Annotated in this window: 20 protein-coding genes and 2 tRNA genes; 10 read left to right on the top strand and 12 right to left on the bottom strand. The window is 41.5% G+C overall.

The window, feature by feature from the left end:
- Nucleotides 1-41 precede the first annotated feature (41 nt).
- The 6 genes from radA to FJ354_06435 are packed head-to-tail and all read left to right on the top strand — an operon-like array spanning nt 42 to nt 3494.
- Entirely contained in the window at nt 42-1040 is a 999-nt protein-coding gene (radA, locus tag FJ354_06460) for a DNA repair and recombination protein RadA (GenBank protein MBM3906297.1), read from the top strand.
- 41 nt (nt 1041-1081) lie between these two features.
- Complete coding sequence (locus tag FJ354_06455) at nt 1082-1384, top strand: 50S ribosomal protein L21 (GenBank protein MBM3906296.1); 303 nt, start codon at nt 1082-1084, stop codon at nt 1382-1384.
- Complete coding sequence (locus FJ354_06450) at nt 1384-1710, top strand: RNA polymerase Rpb4 (GenBank protein ID MBM3906295.1); 327 nt, start codon at nt 1384-1386, stop codon at nt 1708-1710. The genes FJ354_06455 and FJ354_06450 overlap by 1 nt, the downstream gene beginning before the upstream one ends.
- Nucleotides 1711-1728: 18 nt before the next feature.
- The gene (locus FJ354_06445) at nt 1729-2295 is read left to right on the top strand and encodes a DUF655 domain-containing protein (GenBank protein ID MBM3906294.1); all 567 of its coding nucleotides are present in this window, start codon (nt 1729-1731) and stop codon (nt 2293-2295) included.
- Nucleotides 2282-2983 carry a ribosomal RNA small subunit methyltransferase A gene (gene rsmA / locus FJ354_06440; protein MBM3906293.1) on the top strand — a complete coding sequence of 234 codons (702 nt, stop codon included), beginning with the start codon at nt 2282-2284 and terminating at the stop codon, nt 2981-2983. Before FJ354_06445 ends, rsmA begins: the two co-directional genes overlap by 14 nt.
- A complete protein-coding gene (locus FJ354_06435; GenBank protein MBM3906292.1) occupies nt 2967-3494 on the top strand; it encodes a methyltransferase in 528 nt (175 codons plus the stop codon). Before rsmA ends, FJ354_06435 begins: the two co-directional genes overlap by 17 nt.
- On the opposite strand, the gene FJ354_06430 is transcribed toward FJ354_06435, so the two are convergent.
- Nucleotides 3483-4517, bottom strand: coding sequence for an isocitrate/isopropylmalate dehydrogenase family protein (locus FJ354_06430; GenBank protein MBM3906291.1), 1035 nt, complete (start codon nt 4515-4517; stop codon nt 3483-3485). The two genes, FJ354_06435 and FJ354_06430, sit on opposite strands and share 12 nt — an antisense overlap.
- An 85-nt stretch (nt 4518-4602) precedes the next feature.
- On the opposite strand from FJ354_06430, the gene FJ354_06425 reads away from it, so the two are divergent.
- Nucleotides 4603-5349: a metallophosphoesterase gene (locus FJ354_06425; protein ID MBM3906290.1), complete on the top strand. Its 747-nt coding sequence runs from the start codon at nt 4603-4605 to the stop codon at nt 5347-5349.
- 40 nt (nt 5350-5389) lie between these two features.
- A tRNA-Ser gene (locus tag FJ354_06420) sits at nt 5390-5473 on the top strand.
- A 429-nt stretch (nt 5474-5902) separates the two neighbouring features.
- On the opposite strand, the gene FJ354_06415 is transcribed toward FJ354_06420, so the two are convergent.
- A complete protein-coding gene (locus FJ354_06415) occupies nt 5903-6724 on the bottom strand; it encodes a tetratricopeptide repeat protein (protein MBM3906289.1) in 822 nt (273 codons plus the stop codon).
- Nucleotides 6724-7923 (bottom strand): hypothetical protein, encoded by a 1200-nt coding sequence (locus FJ354_06410; GenBank protein ID MBM3906288.1) that lies wholly within the window; start codon nt 7921-7923, stop codon nt 6724-6726. The genes FJ354_06415 and FJ354_06410 overlap by 1 nt, the downstream gene beginning before the upstream one ends.
- 275 nt (nt 7924-8198) lie before the next feature.
- Here FJ354_06410 and FJ354_06405 point away from each other — a divergent pair, with 275 nt between their 5' ends.
- Nucleotides 8199-8888, top strand: coding sequence for a DsbA family protein (locus FJ354_06405; protein ID MBM3906287.1), 690 nt, complete (start codon nt 8199-8201; stop codon nt 8886-8888).
- A 258-nt stretch (nt 8889-9146) separates the two neighbouring features.
- On the top strand, nt 9147-10100 hold the full coding sequence (locus tag FJ354_06400; GenBank protein MBM3906286.1) for a hypothetical protein: 954 nt from the start codon (nt 9147-9149) through the stop codon (nt 10098-10100).
- A 142-nt stretch (nt 10101-10242) separates the two neighbouring features.
- Here FJ354_06400 and FJ354_06395 read toward each other — a convergent pair whose 3' ends face one another.
- From FJ354_06395 to FJ354_06355, 9 genes are all read right to left on the bottom strand, one after another.
- Nucleotides 10243-10755 carry a hypothetical protein gene (locus FJ354_06395; protein MBM3906285.1) on the bottom strand — a complete coding sequence of 171 codons (513 nt, stop codon included), beginning with the start codon at nt 10753-10755 and terminating at the stop codon, nt 10243-10245.
- 76 nt (nt 10756-10831) lie between these two features.
- A complete protein-coding gene (locus tag FJ354_06390) occupies nt 10832-11053 on the bottom strand; it encodes a hypothetical protein (protein ID MBM3906284.1) in 222 nt (73 codons plus the stop codon).
- Between the two features lie 104 nt (nt 11054-11157).
- A tRNA-Arg gene (locus tag FJ354_06385) sits at nt 11158-11260 on the bottom strand.
- A 44-nt stretch (nt 11261-11304) separates the two neighbouring features.
- Nucleotides 11305-12870: a DNA topoisomerase I gene (locus tag FJ354_06380; protein MBM3906283.1), complete on the bottom strand. Its 1566-nt coding sequence runs from the start codon at nt 12868-12870 to the stop codon at nt 11305-11307.
- Between the two features lie 66 nt (nt 12871-12936).
- The gene (locus FJ354_06375; protein ID MBM3906282.1) at nt 12937-13764 is read right to left on the bottom strand and encodes an SDR family oxidoreductase; all 828 of its coding nucleotides are present in this window, start codon (nt 13762-13764) and stop codon (nt 12937-12939) included.
- A 46-nt stretch (nt 13765-13810) separates the two neighbouring features.
- Nucleotides 13811-14383 (bottom strand): hypothetical protein, encoded by a 573-nt coding sequence (locus tag FJ354_06370; GenBank protein ID MBM3906281.1) that lies wholly within the window; start codon nt 14381-14383, stop codon nt 13811-13813.
- A gap of 52 nt (nt 14384-14435) precedes the next feature.
- A complete protein-coding gene (locus tag FJ354_06365) occupies nt 14436-14933 on the bottom strand; it encodes an ArsR family transcriptional regulator (protein ID MBM3906280.1) in 498 nt (165 codons plus the stop codon).
- Between the two features lies 1 nt (nt 14934).
- Nucleotides 14935-15324 carry a hypothetical protein gene (locus tag FJ354_06360; protein MBM3906279.1) on the bottom strand — a complete coding sequence of 130 codons (390 nt, stop codon included), beginning with the start codon at nt 15322-15324 and terminating at the stop codon, nt 14935-14937.
- A gap of 79 nt (nt 15325-15403) precedes the next feature.
- On the bottom strand, nt 15404-15979 hold the full coding sequence (locus tag FJ354_06355) for a hypothetical protein (protein ID MBM3906278.1): 576 nt from the start codon (nt 15977-15979) through the stop codon (nt 15404-15406).
- Nucleotides 15980-16080 lie beyond the last annotated feature (101 nt).

Below are 16080 nucleotides of genomic sequence, written 5' to 3'. Positions count from 1 at the left end.
AACCGACATCTTTAATTAGGTAAGGTACGGTACCTTACGGTATGGTAGAAGAATTAAGACTTGATAGTCTTGACGGTGTAGGCCCAGTCACTACCAAAAAGATGACTGACGCAGGCATACACAACATTATGGACCTAGTTGTCAGAGGTCCAGTCGATATCGCTGATGTAACTGGCATGGACAAGGAGACAGCAGAAAAGATAGTGACCAAGGCAAGGCAGGTTCTAGTCGAACAGGGCCTAATTGCCAAGGATTTTGTCACTGCAACTGAAATCTACAAAAGAAGGCAGGACATTGGCAAGATCTCAACTGGTACACAGTGTCTTGACCAGCTACTAGACGGCGGAATCGAGACCCAGGCACTAACCGAAGTATATGGTGAATTTGGCTCTGGTAAAACCCAGTTCTGTCATACTGCATGTGTGATGGTACAAAAGCCAAAGGAAGAAGGTGGACTTGGCGGCGGCGTACTATACGTCGACTCTGAGAACACTTTTCGACCAGAACGAGTCGTATCAATCGCAAAAGCAAAGGGATTGGATCCAGAAAAAGTACTGGACAACATCATCGTTGCTCGCGCATACAACTCTGCACACCAAACACTGATCCTCGAGGAAGCTGGAGCCATTATAGAACAACACAACATCAAGCTAATCATTGCAGACTCGGCAGTAGGTCTGTTCAGATCTGAATACCTCGGAAGAGGCACACTATCTGAAAGACAGCAAAGACTAAACCGATTCATGCATCTATTAGTTAGAACAGCAGAAACATACAACTGTGCAGCAATTGCAACAAACCAAGTTCAAGCATCCCCTGATGTCTTCTTTGGTGATCCAATCAAGGCAATTGGAGGAAACGTAGTTGCACACACCAGCACGTATAGAATCTACTTTAAGAAATCTGGCAAAAAGAGAATTGCCAGAATGGTAGACAGTCCTCACCATCCAGAGGAAGAGGTAATCTTTACGGTTACCGAAGGCGGAGTTGCCGATCCAGAGGATGAGACCAAAAAGAAGAAGAAAGCCGAAGAGGAATAGGTCTAAGGTTTAAAATAAGGGCTCCAAACCCCTTTTTTTGTATGACTACAAAGAAGCCATCTGGTCACTCTCATGGATTTAGACACAAGTCCAGATCCGCACTAACAAAACAACAACCACGTGGAGTGGCGTTTTTGATGAGAGAATACAAAGAAGGTGACCAGGCACTGGTGATTGTAGATCCAAGACAGCACAAGTCTTTACCACACCGAAGATACCACGGCAAAGTTGGAACGATAACTGCGGTTGGAAGACGTGCAGTAACCATAGATGTCAAGCTAGGTAACAAGACGAAAACCTTAATCACTAGATTGGACCATATCAAACCGTTCGGTGTGAAATAATGGAACAAGTAAAGAAAAGTCAGCCAATTTCATTGGCGGAAGTAAAAGAGATTTTGGAAAAAGAGGATCCAGAGAAAATGGATCAAATCCAAAGATGGACTCATGATTACGTTACCAAGTTTACCAAGCTTGATTCAAAATCTGCAAAAAAGATCAAGCAGGAACTCAAAAAGGAATGCGGACTAACAGATGAAGAGGCAGTAGAAATTGTCAATATAATGCCAACAACACTTGCCGAACTTAGGGCATTCACATTTGGATGGAAAAAACTCATCCTAGCAGAAACACTAGAAAAAATTCTAAACATCATCAAGGGGAATTCTTAGAGAATTAGGTGTTCTTTTTTGGAAAGGAGCCATATACCACCACGCAAGTATGAAGAATATGCATATGTCCTAGACTATGTCACGCGTGGCAGGGCGACCACGGTGCGCGGACGCGAAGGAATTATCATAACTGCAATAGGAGAAGACAGACTGACATTATTAGAAGTTCTGGGAATGGAGGGCACTGCATTTGACATTAGCGAGCGAATCTATATTGGAAAAGAAGGGAGGACAAAAATACAATCAGTACTGGGCAAGCTAGAGCACTCACACATTTCAGCGGCAGCTCAGAGTGAGCTCAAAAATGTCATTACAAGTATAGTATCTAACAATGAGAAAAGATTTGTAGATTACATCAACAACGCACAACCGCTAACGCCAAGGATTCATGCACTGGAATTGATTCCAGGAATTGGAAAAACCTACATGAAGACCATCCTAGAAGAGCGGGAAAAGACAAAATTTACAAGCTTTGCAGACTTGCAGGAGCGAGTCGGCCTCAAAGAGCCGATGAGGCACATTATCGACAGAATCATGGAAGAGATAACTGGCGAAGTCAAAGTGACACTGTTTGTCAAAAAATAGGCGCCAGAGACTGGGTCAACACTTTCTCAAATCGCAAAACATTGCTCAAAAAATAGTTGACTCTGCACAAATCACGCACCAAGACACAATATTTGAGATTGGAACTGGTCCTGGAATTCTCACGCCGTTGTTATGTAGGGAGGCAAAATCCGTCACAACAATAGAGGCAGACGAATCATTATACTCTGATGCCATACTGAAATTCTCCAAAATTCCAAACCTGGAGATAATGTATGGTGATGGGTTTGGAATAGATGTTAATTTTACTATATTTGTGTCGAATCTGCCATATTCTGAAAGTAAAAGGGCAATAGAGTGGTTAGCACAAAAAAAATTTAGGTGCGCCATAACGATGGTACAGCAGGAATTTGCAGACAAGTTATTAGCAAAAGGTAGGGACATCCATGCAATATCTGTGATTGCGGATTACTGCTTTGATATTGAGAAGATCGTGAAGGTTGGTAAGAGCAATTTCTCTCCCCCACCAAAGGTTGATTCTATGGTATTGAGACTGACGCCAAAAAAACAGATCGGCCAAGAACTGATTCATTCTGTGGAAAAACTATTCTCACAGAGAAGAAAGACCATATCAAATATCGCAAAATCCTTTGGCAAATCCATACAATCAGATAAAAGACTAGAGGAGCTAAGCACTGACGAGATAATCAAAATTGCAAAGCAGCTCTAGGTATGATCCAGCAGAGGATACTTTTTTTCTGGCAGACCACATACAGGATGAAAAAGGCAAATCCGCGCTGGAAATTGGTACAGGTTCTGGTTATCTGAGTAAAATCTTGGAGAAAAACTTTGATCTAGTCGTTGCAACCGACATTGACTATAATGCCATATCAACACAGGAAGCAAAAATCCAAAATGGAATATGTTGTGTTGGTGCAGACGCGCTAGGGGCACAATTTGATTTTATTGTGTGCAATTTACCGTATCTACCATCCGATGATATTGTAGATAGAACAGTTGATGGTGGACGGGAAGGGCTCGAAATTCCAATCCAGATAATAAAATCTGCAAAATATAGGATCAAACTTGGAGGCAAAATATTGTATCTGACTTCATCTCTTGCAAATTACATAAAGCTGATGCGAGAAACAGAACTGATGGGATTTGACGTCAAGGTGATTGCAAAAAAGAAACTGTTTTTTGAAGAATTGATACTTGTAGAAGCAAAATTATCTTCTTAGACTTGCCTTTGCAATTCTGCAGATTTCATCAGTCATTTGCTGTGTTGTGGCAGTTCCGCCGATATCAAATGTGACTGCTTTTCCCTCATTGATTACTTGTTCCGTTGCCATAAAAATTGCATTTCTTATGTCTCGCTCGCCAAGATATTCAACCATCCATGCACCAGATAGTACTGCGGCAGTTGGATTTACTTTATTCAAACCCTTAAACGAAGGTGCACTTCCATGGGCTGCTTCGAACATTGCGTAATTATCGCCCATGTTTGATGAATACACCAGTCCAATAGAGCCGATAATTCCGGATGCCAACTCGGACACAATATCCATGAAAAGATTGGTGCTTGCTAAAACTGATCCGTTGAACTGTGACGGGTTTACCACTAATTGCTGCATCATGTTGTCAATGTATATTTCTGAAACCTCTAGGCCTGGAACTTGAGCGCCTGCCTTGCAGACTTCGTCCCAGAAAATACCATCTGTCATTTTCAGAATGTTGCGTTTTGTAATTGCGACAAACCTGTTCATATTGTAATTTTTTGCCCATCTCATTGCAGAGCCGATAAATCTACGACAGCCTGGGCGCGTAATCTTTCGTATAGCAATAGCCGCGTCCTCTGTTAGCTGGATTTCGATTCCAGTGTAGAGTCCTTCGGTTGCTTCTCTAAAGCAGACAAAATCCAGGTCGTGCTTGGGCGTGACTCTCTTGTATGTCTTGATTGGTCGAATGTTAGAATATAGCTCAAATTTCTGTCGTAGTGTCACCGCAACGCTTCGAGGCGCACCTGGCTTGGGTATTGTGGTAGTTGGGCCCTTGAAGCACGCATCAGTTGTTTCCAATGACTTCATGGTGTTTTCCGGAATGTAGGTTGGGTCTTTTTCGCCATTTTTCTGCCACTGCTCCGATCCTGCATCAGCTAGTATGAGCTCAACTTGGGAGTTGCACTCTTGCAAAACCTTGATCATTGAATCGACCACCTCAGGCCCTATTCCGTCGCCCCTGATCACGGTTGCTTTTTTACCCATTTCATCTTTGTTGGGCAAAATTTGATTATTTAACTCTAGGCTCGAAAGAAAACTACATTAGCTGATTTTTCTAAAATTATATCAAATGATAATTGTCCAGCTTTCAGACATTCATGTAGGCTCGCAGTTCAAGGAAGAAACATTTGAGCAGGTAATAGAGGAGGTGAACGAGCTCAAGCCAGACGCAGTAATACTCACGGGTGATCTCACAAACGAAGGCCTCACAAAGGAATACGAAAAATGCAAATCACTAATGACAAGACTTGAAACCAAAAAAATCATCGCCCTTCCTGGAAACCATGACTACAGAAACACTGGATATCTATTGTTCAAAAAGCATTTTCCATTTGAGACGGTAAACGACCTTGGCGACGGAGTCATAGTAATAACAATAGGGACTGCTCGACCAGATAGGGATGAAGGCGAAGTAGGCTACAGACAAAACCTCTGGCTGGAGCGAACCATGAAAAAATATCAAAACAAAGTAAAGATTTTAGCAATGCATCATCATTTGGTCGGCATTCCAGACACTGGCTCTGCTAGGGTAGAGGTAATTGATGCGGGCGATGTTCTAAGAACTATACTTGCAACAAAGGTCAACTTGGTCTTGTGCGGACACAAGCACAGGCCATGGATCTGGAATTTTAAAGGATTATCCATAGTTAACGCAGGCACTGCATCTTCTGAGCGAGTTCGGGGATTATTCGAGAATACATACAACATCATTAGTATAAAGAACAAGAAAATCCACGTCGACCTCAAAATTGTCGGTGGCAAAAAAATCCCACTGGAAAGCATAGTAGAACACTATACTCGTTCTGGCGAAGAATAACGAGTGACTTTATTTACGGATTGGTATTTTCAGACCTTGAGCGGGGGTCGCCTAGCCTGGTAGGGCGTGGGATTGCTAATCCCATGTCCGCAAGGACACGTGGGTTCAAATCCCATCCCCCGCGCCTCAATCCTTAAACTTAATAGACGATTCGCAAGTCGTACCTGTAATGGGACGTCGAAAGACACAGAAGGTAATCAAGACCGGTCCAAAAAATGTCACAACTGGATTTTGCCCAAAATGCCAAACTGTGGGTCGTATTTTCATCATAGGCCAAGTTGGAGCCGAGCACGCAAAGTGTGCTGCGTGCAACCAAGAGTTTGATTTGTAGAGCAAACTGGCAAAAAAGTTAACCCATAAATTTTTAAGCACTTTTTCTGTTTGTACGGTATAATGAGTAATGAAGGCGAGACAATTTATGAGCGCGTAGCCAAGCTGGAAGACGAAATAGCGTCACTGCGCAACGAAGTAGACGTCCTCAAAAAGGCATTACGTAACAAACTGGCGCGACACGAAATCTCACAGATAAAACGCGGCCATGACGTCACGTCAATTATTGACTAGATTTTTCCCTAGTGTTTCTGATTAATTCCAAAATAAAATCTACGTCCTGGGCCTCTGGAGCAATTTCAAGATACTTGTTCAGGTGGTCTAGTGCCGGCTCGTATTTTTGCATTCGTTCTAGAATAATTCCCTTGTCACGTATCTCGTCGGGTGATTCTGGCTCTACAGCCAGTATCATGTCTGCGCATCGTAATGCCTTCTCATATGCATATGACTGGGCGTACGAGTTTTTCAGATTGCGGATTATTCTGACTAGGATTTTGTCTTCTGGCAATTCATCTAGAAACTCTGGGGAAAACTCGATCTCCTCGCCAAAGTTTCTAAATAAAATGTCCTCTAGATCTTCTATTGATAATAATTGTCCACCGCTAAACGGATCTAGGATCATCTCCTCGTTGTGCTTTACCACAACATGACTTGGGAATCCACATATTTTCAAATCAAGGCCTATTCTTCTTGCAATCTCCACATAAAGAATTGACAGCGTGATTGGAATTCCACTCTTTTTTTGCAGGACCTCGTTGAGAAAATTGTTCTTTGGATCATAATAGTCGTCGGTATCCCCTTGGAATTCAAGTGTGTCAAAGAGATGCTCATTTAGCATAGATATCAGATATGTGGGATTTTTTATATCCGAAAGTATCACTTTGAGTGATTTTGCGATTTCATTTATTTTTTGAATATTGGATTCTATATCCAAATCTGGACATTCCAGGATTTGCGCAAGTTTCAGGCATTTTTCCACTAGGTTGTATTTTGGGTCATGCGCAAACGCAACCCATTCTGCAACAAACGGATCGAATTTTTCCATTACTTCTGGTTGATTCTCTTTAGATATAACTGAGGGTCTTTGAGCTCGCGGGTACTTGGTGGATTTTGTAATAACATCTGGAATGTGTTTTTGTCATGAATAGAGTAGACCAGGTTTGTTAGGTCTTTTCCCATGTGTTTTCTTACCTGATATGATGAAATGTCAGTACCCATGAATGTCGTGAGGTATTGAGCAAAATCTTCATCATTTGATAAGATATTCTGAACGCAAAACTCTGCCATTCCTTCCATCGTAGAAAATATTGCGTGGTGTCTCTGTATTGGAATCAGCCATCTCTGGTAGATGCCTAATAACTGTGGAACCATCGACGATATGGTTGGGTCAATCTCTACTTTGGTAAATGTCATAACGTCAGGCCCAAGAACATTGACAATGAAATTGTCCGGATTCAGCGTAAAGAACAGGTTTGCCCTTTTTGCAATTGGAAATTCCGGTGGAACGTCTGGCAACTGCAAATATTCTGATAGTCTGCCGGCTGTAACATCATCCAAATTTAGGATAATCTTTGCCAGCTCCTCATTTATCTGGTTTACCTCGATTACAGCCTGCTTGTTTTGCTCGTAGAGGTTATTTTGTAAAGAGTGCACCAGCTCTTCTATAATGGTCATTTTGAGTGCGCCCACATAGCCGGACCTCACACCATCGTATCGAAGTGAATATGGTTTTCCCTGTTTGTACAAAATTATCTGCGGATAGCTGGACAAAACAAAGTTATTCACAAATATTGTATCGTCCAGATAGTCACCATAGGTTGTGGAGATTTTTGAAATGTAGGATTTTGCATATGTGGAATAGACCAAAAACTTGGCAGTGTCCTCTTTTATTATGCCTGCAATGGACTGGCGTTCCTGCCTTGCCAATGCAGTAAATAACTTGTCAACAAATCCTCGAGCGTCTCGAGTCGCAAAAACCTTGCGACCCTTGATTTTTTTGAGCTCTTCGAGGTCTGGGAAATCTACTTTGATGGCATTATCTGGCGCAATTCCGGTAAATTCCGTTATTTTTTGCGCAAGCTCTGGCATGATTTTCTGTACGATTTGCTGCGGCGTGTCGAACTTTATTGTAAATTCAGGATCCTCTGAGATTCGTGCAGACAAGTTTGCAATGTCTCGTTCCTCATTAATTTCTACGGAAATTTGATCTAAAAGTGCGTCTGCAAACTCTTCAAGCTCTGTCAACGAGAATCAGCTTTCGGCAGACAATTTAACATTAACTGGGATTTGTTAACTTGGTACAACATTGTCACTATATGACTTGGATTGGCATTGTGATATAATGCAAGCAAGCCTAGAGAAAAAATCAGAATGGCAAAATCCGGATTATTTCGTGGCAGACTCTATGGAGCATCTATTTGGCAAAACAAAGATTGAACTGGTTATTGGATTGAACCTCTCTAATCTGGTAATTGCCAAAAGATCTTAATGTTTTTTAGATAAGACAAAGAACCGCCCTTGTGGGCAAGAACAAAAAGGAAAAACCAATCCGCAAATCAAAGGCAAAATTTGTAGGAATTGGAATCATTACCGTAATTGCAGCAATAATTGGTATTTTGGCGGCAAGCGGCGGAGTGGATCTTAACCCAAATAAAACATCGATGGATACAAACAATGGCTCACCGGTACTGGGCTCTGAGGATGCACCTGTAACCATAATAGAGTTTGGCGACTATCAGTGCCCGTTTTGCCAGAGGTGGAACCTAGAGACAAAGCCGCTAATTGAAAAAAGCTATATTGATTCTGGCCAAGTCAAACTCATCTATATCGACTTTCCAATAGTCGGAATTGATTCTCCAAAAGCACATGCATCCAGCTATTGCGCTGACGAGCAAGGTCTGTACTGGCAGTATCACGATTATTTGTACAAGAATCAGGGCCATGAAAACGATGGATGGGCAAGGGGAGAAAATCTCAAGAACCTGGCATCAACCCTTCCTGGCTTGGACTCGGCAAAATTCAACAAATGCCTTGATTCTGGAAAATATGATAACCGGGTAAAAGAAAACAAAAACGTCGCAACCAAAAGTGGCGTACGCTCTACTCCGACATTTATCGTAATTGGCCCAGACGGGGACGGCACGCAAATCAGCGGTGCACAACCGTATTCAGTTTTCCAATCAGTAATTGAAGAAAAGCTGAACTCCTAGGCAAGCGGCTTGCCACAGGATGCGCATTTTAGGTGTGTCGCAAGTATTGCATATTCCTGCGCTTCATTTGCGTTGACGCACTGCTTTCCACCCTCTTTGCAGAGATGACAAAACTCTTTAGTAATTTTGTTTATGGGTCGAAATTTGGATAAAGCGATTTGGGTGTTCGTACTCTACAAAAAGGTTTAATCAATTACACTTGTCGAATCTGGAATTTGTACCTGCCATTTAATAGATAACACATCCCAAATTTGTATAATGAGAACAAAATCAAACTTGCTAGTAATTTTGACAGCTTCATTGCTTGTTGCAAGTGGAACTAGTGTTTTTGCACAAACGGCGCAAGAGCACCTAGATGAAGCGCAAAGCCTTCACCAGCAAGCGCTAGATGCAGAATCTACAGGTGATCTGGAAACATCTGCGCAACTCCATCATGATGCAGCAGTTCATTTTGATGAAGCAGCTATGGCGTATGAATCCGAAGGTGACTATGAAAATGCGGCAAAATATCACCATGAAGCAGCTGATCACCACCATCAGGCAGCAACGCACTTGGACTCACTAGAGCAATTTGCAGAGGCAGCTGAACATCATCATGAGGCAGCAAACCACCATGATATGGCCGCAATGCAACTAGAGCAAATAGAAAAATTTGCAGAGGCAGCTGATCATCATCACATGGCAGGAATGCACCACCACATGGCAGCATTAGGACTGGAAAAGGCAGGAATGCATGAAGAGGCAGCAAATCATCATTTGGAAGCAGCTGATCATCATGACTTGGCTGGAAAAGCACTAGAGCAAACAGGCAATGCCAAAATAGCAGCTGACCATCACCATGTCTCCGCAGAACATCATCATCTTGCTGCAGAGCAATTTGAGCAGGCTGGTTTGCCAGAGCAGGCAGCTGAACATCACATAATGGCATCAGAGCATCACAAGCTAGCAGCAATGCAATTTGAGGAGCTAGGAGATACAGATAATGTCAAAATCCACAATGCACAATCAATACTGCACAAAGGCATGGCAAAATCTGGTAGTGACTATATCTTGCCACCATTACTTCAGAAATACCTAGTTCAGAGCACATCTGAAATAACTTGCCAAGAAGGATTAAACTTGCTTATCAAGACAAGCAACGGAAATCCGATCTGTGTTAATCCAAGCACAGCAGATAAGCTAGTAGAGCGCGGCTTTGCAAGCTATCAATAATTTCTTTTTATTTTAAAAAATTGCAGAGAAGCCAAAAATGACTCCACTATGGTCGGGCAATAGCAAAGGCCTCTCCACAACTTTGATCATCATAGTGTGTCTAGATATTAAACAAAATTGGTAGATTCAACAAATGTACCATCTAGGTTCTAGGCAGAATTGTTTTGTGCAGTACTAGGCCTACCATGATCGAAACAAACAATGTTACAATAACTATTGGCCCAAATTCCGGCACAATTCTTGCCTCAAACATCTCTCCTTGCGGCCCAGAATATGGAGAATGTTCTCCTATGCCATGCAGCATTATCAAAATGTCTACGTGATTGTCAGTTTCCAGGGCAGCCGTTATGTGTTGAGCCACACCACTTTGTGCGTATAGTCCAAGCTGAGTCAGAACTGGAGATCCGTTTTGCAACGCCACCAGATCATAATTGATGTGCGGTATGTCGTATCCGGTGTTTGCGTCTGTGAATCTGAGATTGATGGTAAGCGGAGCTCCACCCTTTGGCGGGTTTGAATCCACATACACCTTGATGGAGCCATCCTTGGAAAACTTTTCAACGTTTGTGATTTGTGTAGTGTCAGTGTTGTTTTCTTGTGCAAATGCTGGTGGAATCATTACTGCAAAGATTGCCAAAAATAAAATCGATTTCAATTAAGAAAGCAAATTTTGTCAATTAATTAAATATTCTGAGATTTTTGGTAGAACTCTCAAACCATGCATGGTACAATCATACGCCATGATACAAAATGAGATATTCGTCTTGGTTTTTGCGGGACTTTTTTGCCTTAAGCGCATCTTGGTACAAATCAAAGTGCTCAATTAGGTACAATCTACTGCCTGGTGCAGCAAAGGGATCGACTCCAACCAGATTGAATCCGTTTTCTGGCGTCAGTGCTTTCTTTTCATCATCGGTGATTTCTTGCAACTTGATTTTGTTTGTATATTGCATTTTTTAGATTTATGTCGCCATCTTACCGTGTTGGGTATTCACTTATGTTTTTTGGGCAATCTGTTTTTGTTGGTATGATGATCAATTAGTAGAAAAGAGTGTAGTGCCGGGGGTGGGTTTTGAACCCACGACCTCCAGATTATGAGTAATGCCCTTTTATCGGAGGGATAGAAGACTGGCACTCTAACCAGGCTGAGCTACCCCGGCACAAAATCGGCTAATTTCACGGTGCAATTAAATGATTCTGCAAATCACTGTCCTGCAACATCTTTCCATTTGGCGTCAACGGATTTGACCCAAAGGAATTTTCTTTGCAGAGACGAGGTGTAAAGTTTTTCCCAGTCTGCCTTTACCTCACTTGTCCAGGCCTTGAACACGCGAGGATCAATATAGTTTCTAAGGGATGTTCCTAGGTTGTAGTCACGTGTTTTTTCCTGCAATTCTATTGAGAGTTTGAGTTTTTCCTGTCGCAGCTTGAGTGCCTCTTTTTGTTTTGGAGTTTTTGGAGTTGTTTCTTTGAGTTTCATTAGTTGTTCTTTTTTCTTTTCAAGGCCTGCTTCGAAGCTTTTTGGAATTGTTCTTTTGTGATTACACATGATTGCTGCCTGCAGGTTTGCCATCTTTGCGATGTAGAGTTTTTCATTTTCAGTCTTGTCCTTGACATTTAATTTGTCAGATAAGTATCGCTTGACCTCAGTTGTTGCCAAATAAGTTCTAAAGACCTTGGCTGTGAGGCCCTTGACTACAACACTCAGGAATTCATTCACATGCCTTGATGTAATTCCATCAAAGATCTCGTCACTTGGCTTTTTGTTTGATACTAGCTTTTTGATATTTTCGTACAACATGGTGTCGTTTCCCTGCGCCGGAATGGTCTCCTCCCATCGAACACTATCCTTGCCCAAAAAGTCAAAATGGATTCCCTTATCGTCAAGTTTGACATGTTCTTTGCGTAATGTTGTGGCACCTACGGTATCTGCTTCGTCTGGGTCTTTCTCATCTCCAACTCTCATCGACGTTCTGTATATCAAATAACACGCCGTGGCAATCTTGGATTCTCGTGGGTCTTTTGACTTCATGGCGGAAATTATCTTTTGTTCTACCTTGTCGATTTCTTTTCCAAGCTTGGCAGCTTTGTCATATTTTGCCATGTCTCGCTCTTGCTTTAGGCCGGCAGTGTCTGCAAGCCAGACATACTTTATTTTCTCAGACAATACATCGGTCCAGCAAGCAAGCCACATTGAATCATGCTCGTGCACAATTTTTCCCCAGTTTCCCGGTGGAACCTTGGCTTCTTTTCCTAGGTTTAGAGTAACATCCCCATGTGTGATTTTGGGCTTCCACTTTCCACGTATAGGGTGGTCTCCGCGACCAATAAAAATTCCTGGAGGCTCTGCCATGTAGTTGGCCACTTCGACTTCTTTTGCATCCATGATGGCTTTGCCGTAAATTCCCTTCATTTTTTCACGAAGTTCTTTTCGTTTTTGGGCAATTGTCTTTCTCTCTTCTTTAGTAACCAAAAGTCTTGCATCTTTTTCTCTGTCTACTAGCTTGAATGCGTCTGAAAAATCAATATCTGAAATACTCAGGCCCTTGTATTTTGTACCAAATGTCGCTGCAAAGTCCGCTACAAAGTTTTTCTGAAATACTATATCCTGAACATATGGGGTGTCCTTTTTCTTTGCCCACTGGTAGATCATCTCTTCTTGTAGCAAGTCCAGCTTGACTGACTCGCCTCTAATCTTGACTTTGATTCCGCGGGTCTCATAGTCTGGCGGAAAGATTATCCCATTGTGTTGTAGCGTTTTCCATTTCATAATTCGTACCTAGTCTCTGCGGACTTTGATAAAAACTGCCTTTTTTGGCTATATCAAGTTAACCAATTAAAAGAGTTCTTTTTTGAGATAGTTCTCAAATTCAATATCCGTCTTCATTTTCTTTGCCTCCAAGAACATTATCGCATCATTTCCTACTGGATAGCGAGGCAATGGATTTTTCTCTTTAAGGGCCTTGACTATTACGTCTGCCACTTCTTTTGGGGGAGTTCCCATTTCTGCCATCATCTTGACTCCTGCCACTACCTTGTTTGTAATGTCTGCGTATGGTGAGTCTGACTTGGCGTTCTTTGGCATCTTCATAGAGCTAAAGAAATTCGTTTTAATCACTCCCGGCTCTATAATTACCGTGTTTACTCCAAACGGCGATAATTCGTATCTGAGGCATTCTGATAGACCTTCCAGCGCAAATTTTGAGCTGATATACGCTGGTGATCCAGGAAAGCTAATTCTGCCTGCAACAGAGCTGACATTTACTATGGTGCCAGACTTTTGAGTCCTCATTATTGGTGTGACCTCCTGAATTAGTCTTGCTACTGCAAAAAAGTTTGTCTCAAACTGCGCCTTTAACTCATCAATTGTGAGGTCTTCCAAGCACCCAAAGATTCCATAACCTGCATTGTTTACCAAAACATCGATTCTCTTTTTCTCCGACATCACTTTTTTTATGGCAGATGTAATGGATTCTGGCTTGTCGACATCAAGAGGTATGATCAATATGGGAAGGTTTTCCTTTTTTGCAATTTCCTGAATCTGTGTACCCTTTTTTGTGTCCCTCATGGATGCATAGGTCTGATATCCTTCTCTGGCTAGTGCCAATGCAGTCTCAAAACCAATTCCACTAGAGCATCCAGTGACTAGGGCGACTTTATCCATGATATCTTTGGTATCATGTTCTTAATTAATCATAAAAAGGAAAAAATTATTGGGCTTCGACTTTTTCAGGATGAAACGAGCCTTCAATTTCCGCATTCTTAATCTTGGCGTAGATGTGAACCGTTGGATGTCCTTCGGTTTCCGGTGTGTATTTTGCAGTGTAACGTCCTGGGTGTTTCTTATCTTCGACTACTTTGAGTGTGGTCTTTTTCTCGTTTAGGGTTACCTCTATTTCTAGTGACTTGGCCAGACCTGCGACTCCGGCCTTTGATTTATGAGCGTGATTAGTTTTTGTCTTGGTTGTTTTCTTTTCATCGTGAGAGTGTTTTGTTTCCTTTTTGCTAGACTTTTTCTCATCGTGGTTGTGCTTTGTGGTCTTTTTGCCGTCTGTTTTTTTATCATCATGTTTTTCATGAGATGCAGAGGATTTCTTCTCAGATGTTGATACCTTTACAATGTTTACCTCAATTGCGTTTGCTTTTTTAGCAACTGGTGGTTCTTTTACCCAGCCTACTTCAACCCTGTAATCTCCAATTATTTCGTCTTTATGGGCATAGGCATTGCCAACTAGCCCAATTGCTACTGCAAATACTACTAGAGTCGCTAGTTTGGTATTCATGATATTATATCACAAATTAAAATAATAATGATTTTGGTAGAATTACCAAATTCTAGATAGTGCTGAATATGTCTGAAATATTGTCCGCAGTTCTCTCAAACAGTGAGGTCTGATGCTTGGCAATTATCTCTCTAACGTAGACCGAATCCACTAATTCAAAGAAAAGATCGTTTTCATGTAATTTTCTATTGATGATGTTTTGCTCTGTCATCTCTTTGAGATATACAGATACTGTTCCTTGCGATTTTCCTGCCTTTTTTGTAATTTCTTTGAATGAAAGTTCCTTATCTAGCAGTGATATGATGATCTTCTTCATCGTAGGATTTCGAAGATTTTTGATTAACTGAGCTTCTTGAACTTTAATTCCACATGGGTAAACACGTGCAACACGTGGACTACGCTGGACCAGCACTTGCCCAGATTCTTCAATTTTGGATAAATGATGGCTGAGAACGCCGTTTTTGAATCCCGTCTCTCTCATTATTTCAGAAAAGCTAATTCCTGGATTCTTGTTTATCAATTCTAGTATAGTATCTGTCCTTGATTCCATTTTAGTCTCTCCTGAATACTCCTATTGAAAATATGCCTAACATTCCTATAATAAGCATGTGACTGATTTGCTCCATAGTTATAGTGCCAAAATAGAAAGTGTAGGGCCAAGTCACATCAACAATTTTGATTATCTCGGATGCTACAAACATTGAAAATGCAATTGCGGTAATTGCAAGCTTTCTTGTCTTTATCTTGGCATATGCATATGCTGCAGATACTGTCAGAAATGTCGCAAGCGAGATTCCTACTATGTGCAGTGATATGTGAGCAATATGAAATCCGTGGAAAATATTTGGTATTATGATTGGCAAAAATAGAATCCCAATAACCGCAAGTACGCTAACTACGAACATGTTGCTTTTATGTTCAATGAACCCTGTTAGTGACAACTAGTAATATTTACAAAATTTGAAATTTAAAGAGACTGGTAGAACTATCAAAAAATAAAGAAAAAGAGTGAACTTTCCCTTATGGGAATGTGTATTGACCGCTGCTTGTAGGTCCAGGATTGGTATAGTTTCTTGGTGTGTGATCTTGTACCTTGGGCAAAAAGTCACTCATAGCATTCAATCCATTTGTGATCTGTTCTAGGACATTCCAAATATCCCAAGTGTTGTCTCTGATCTGTCCTATTGCGGTTCTGATGTCTGTTGGATATGTCTGCTCGTTTGTTCCTGCACTATCGTCAGGCCAAGCTATTCCTTGAGAATATCCTCCACCTGGACTGGACGTAAAGTTGGACAAGCCGAATCCGCTACTAATAGTAGCTGTTCTGTTTGCTATGTTTCCTGTGTATGTCTGTTTAACACTATTTGTGTAGTTTGTTCCTTGTGACAAGGATAAAGTTTTGATGTTCTTACCATCCGTCCACATGTTGATGTTTGTCAGACCAATACTGGTGTCGTTGTAGTAGTTGAGACTACCGTATATGTGGTACAATGTCAGGCCTTGTTGGGTGTAGTGCTGTCTTGTGTTTTGCCTGTATGTGCCATCAAGATTAAATCCGGTTGGAACCTCATGTGCGGACAAAGGTTTTGCAAACATATTCGTTCTGCTGTCTGTGTAACCGAATGATCCTCCTGAATTTGGTACACAGTTATACGCATTTCCTGTTAACACATTACTGGTTACAGTACCTGAGCTGT

The organism is Nitrososphaerota archaeon, from assembly GCA_016872055.1.
In the GTDB taxonomy this organism is placed as follows: domain Archaea; phylum Thermoproteota; class Nitrososphaeria; order Nitrososphaerales; family Nitrosopumilaceae; genus Nitrosotenuis.
Note: the sequence above shows the minus strand (reverse complement) of the source record. Positions and strands in the feature narration are given on the sequence as shown.

Bases quoted from the DNA above. Each gene is read 5' to 3' on its own strand.
- FJ354_06415 (MBM3906289.1), bottom strand. From the start codon at position 6,724: ATGGAAAAATTCGATCCGTTTGTTGCAGAATGGGTTGCGTTTGCGCAT.
- FJ354_06365 (MBM3906280.1), bottom strand. From the start codon at position 14,933: ATGGAATCAAGGACAGATACTATACTAGAATTGATAAACAAGAATCCA.
- FJ354_06390 (MBM3906284.1), bottom strand. From the start codon at position 11,053: ATGCAATATACAAACAAAATCAAGTTGCAAGAAATCACCGATGATGAA.
- FJ354_06355 (MBM3906278.1), bottom strand. From the start codon at position 15,979: ATGTTTGCAAAACCTTTGTCCGCACATGAGGTTCCAACCGGATTTAAT.
- FJ354_06380 (MBM3906283.1), bottom strand. From the start codon at position 12,870: ATGAAATGGAAAACGCTACAACACAATGGGATAATCTTTCCGCCAGAC.
- FJ354_06450 (MBM3906295.1), top strand. From the start codon at position 1,384: ATGGAACAAGTAAAGAAAAGTCAGCCAATTTCATTGGCGGAAGTAAAA.
- FJ354_06370 (MBM3906281.1), bottom strand. From the start codon at position 14,383: ATGAATACCAAACTAGCGACTCTAGTAGTATTTGCAGTAGCAATTGGG.
- FJ354_06425 (MBM3906290.1), top strand. From the start codon at position 4,603: ATGATAATTGTCCAGCTTTCAGACATTCATGTAGGCTCGCAGTTCAAG.
- FJ354_06430 (MBM3906291.1), bottom strand. From the start codon at position 4,517: ATGGGTAAAAAAGCAACCGTGATCAGGGGCGACGGAATAGGGCCTGAG.
- FJ354_06455 (MBM3906296.1), top strand. From the start codon at position 1,082: ATGACTACAAAGAAGCCATCTGGTCACTCTCATGGATTTAGACACAAG.
- FJ354_06375 (MBM3906282.1), bottom strand. From the start codon at position 13,764: ATGGATAAAGTCGCCCTAGTCACTGGATGCTCTAGTGGAATTGGTTTT.
- FJ354_06400 (MBM3906286.1), top strand. From the start codon at position 9,147: ATGAGAACAAAATCAAACTTGCTAGTAATTTTGACAGCTTCATTGCTT.
- radA (MBM3906297.1), top strand. From the start codon at position 42: ATGGTAGAAGAATTAAGACTTGATAGTCTTGACGGTGTAGGCCCAGTC.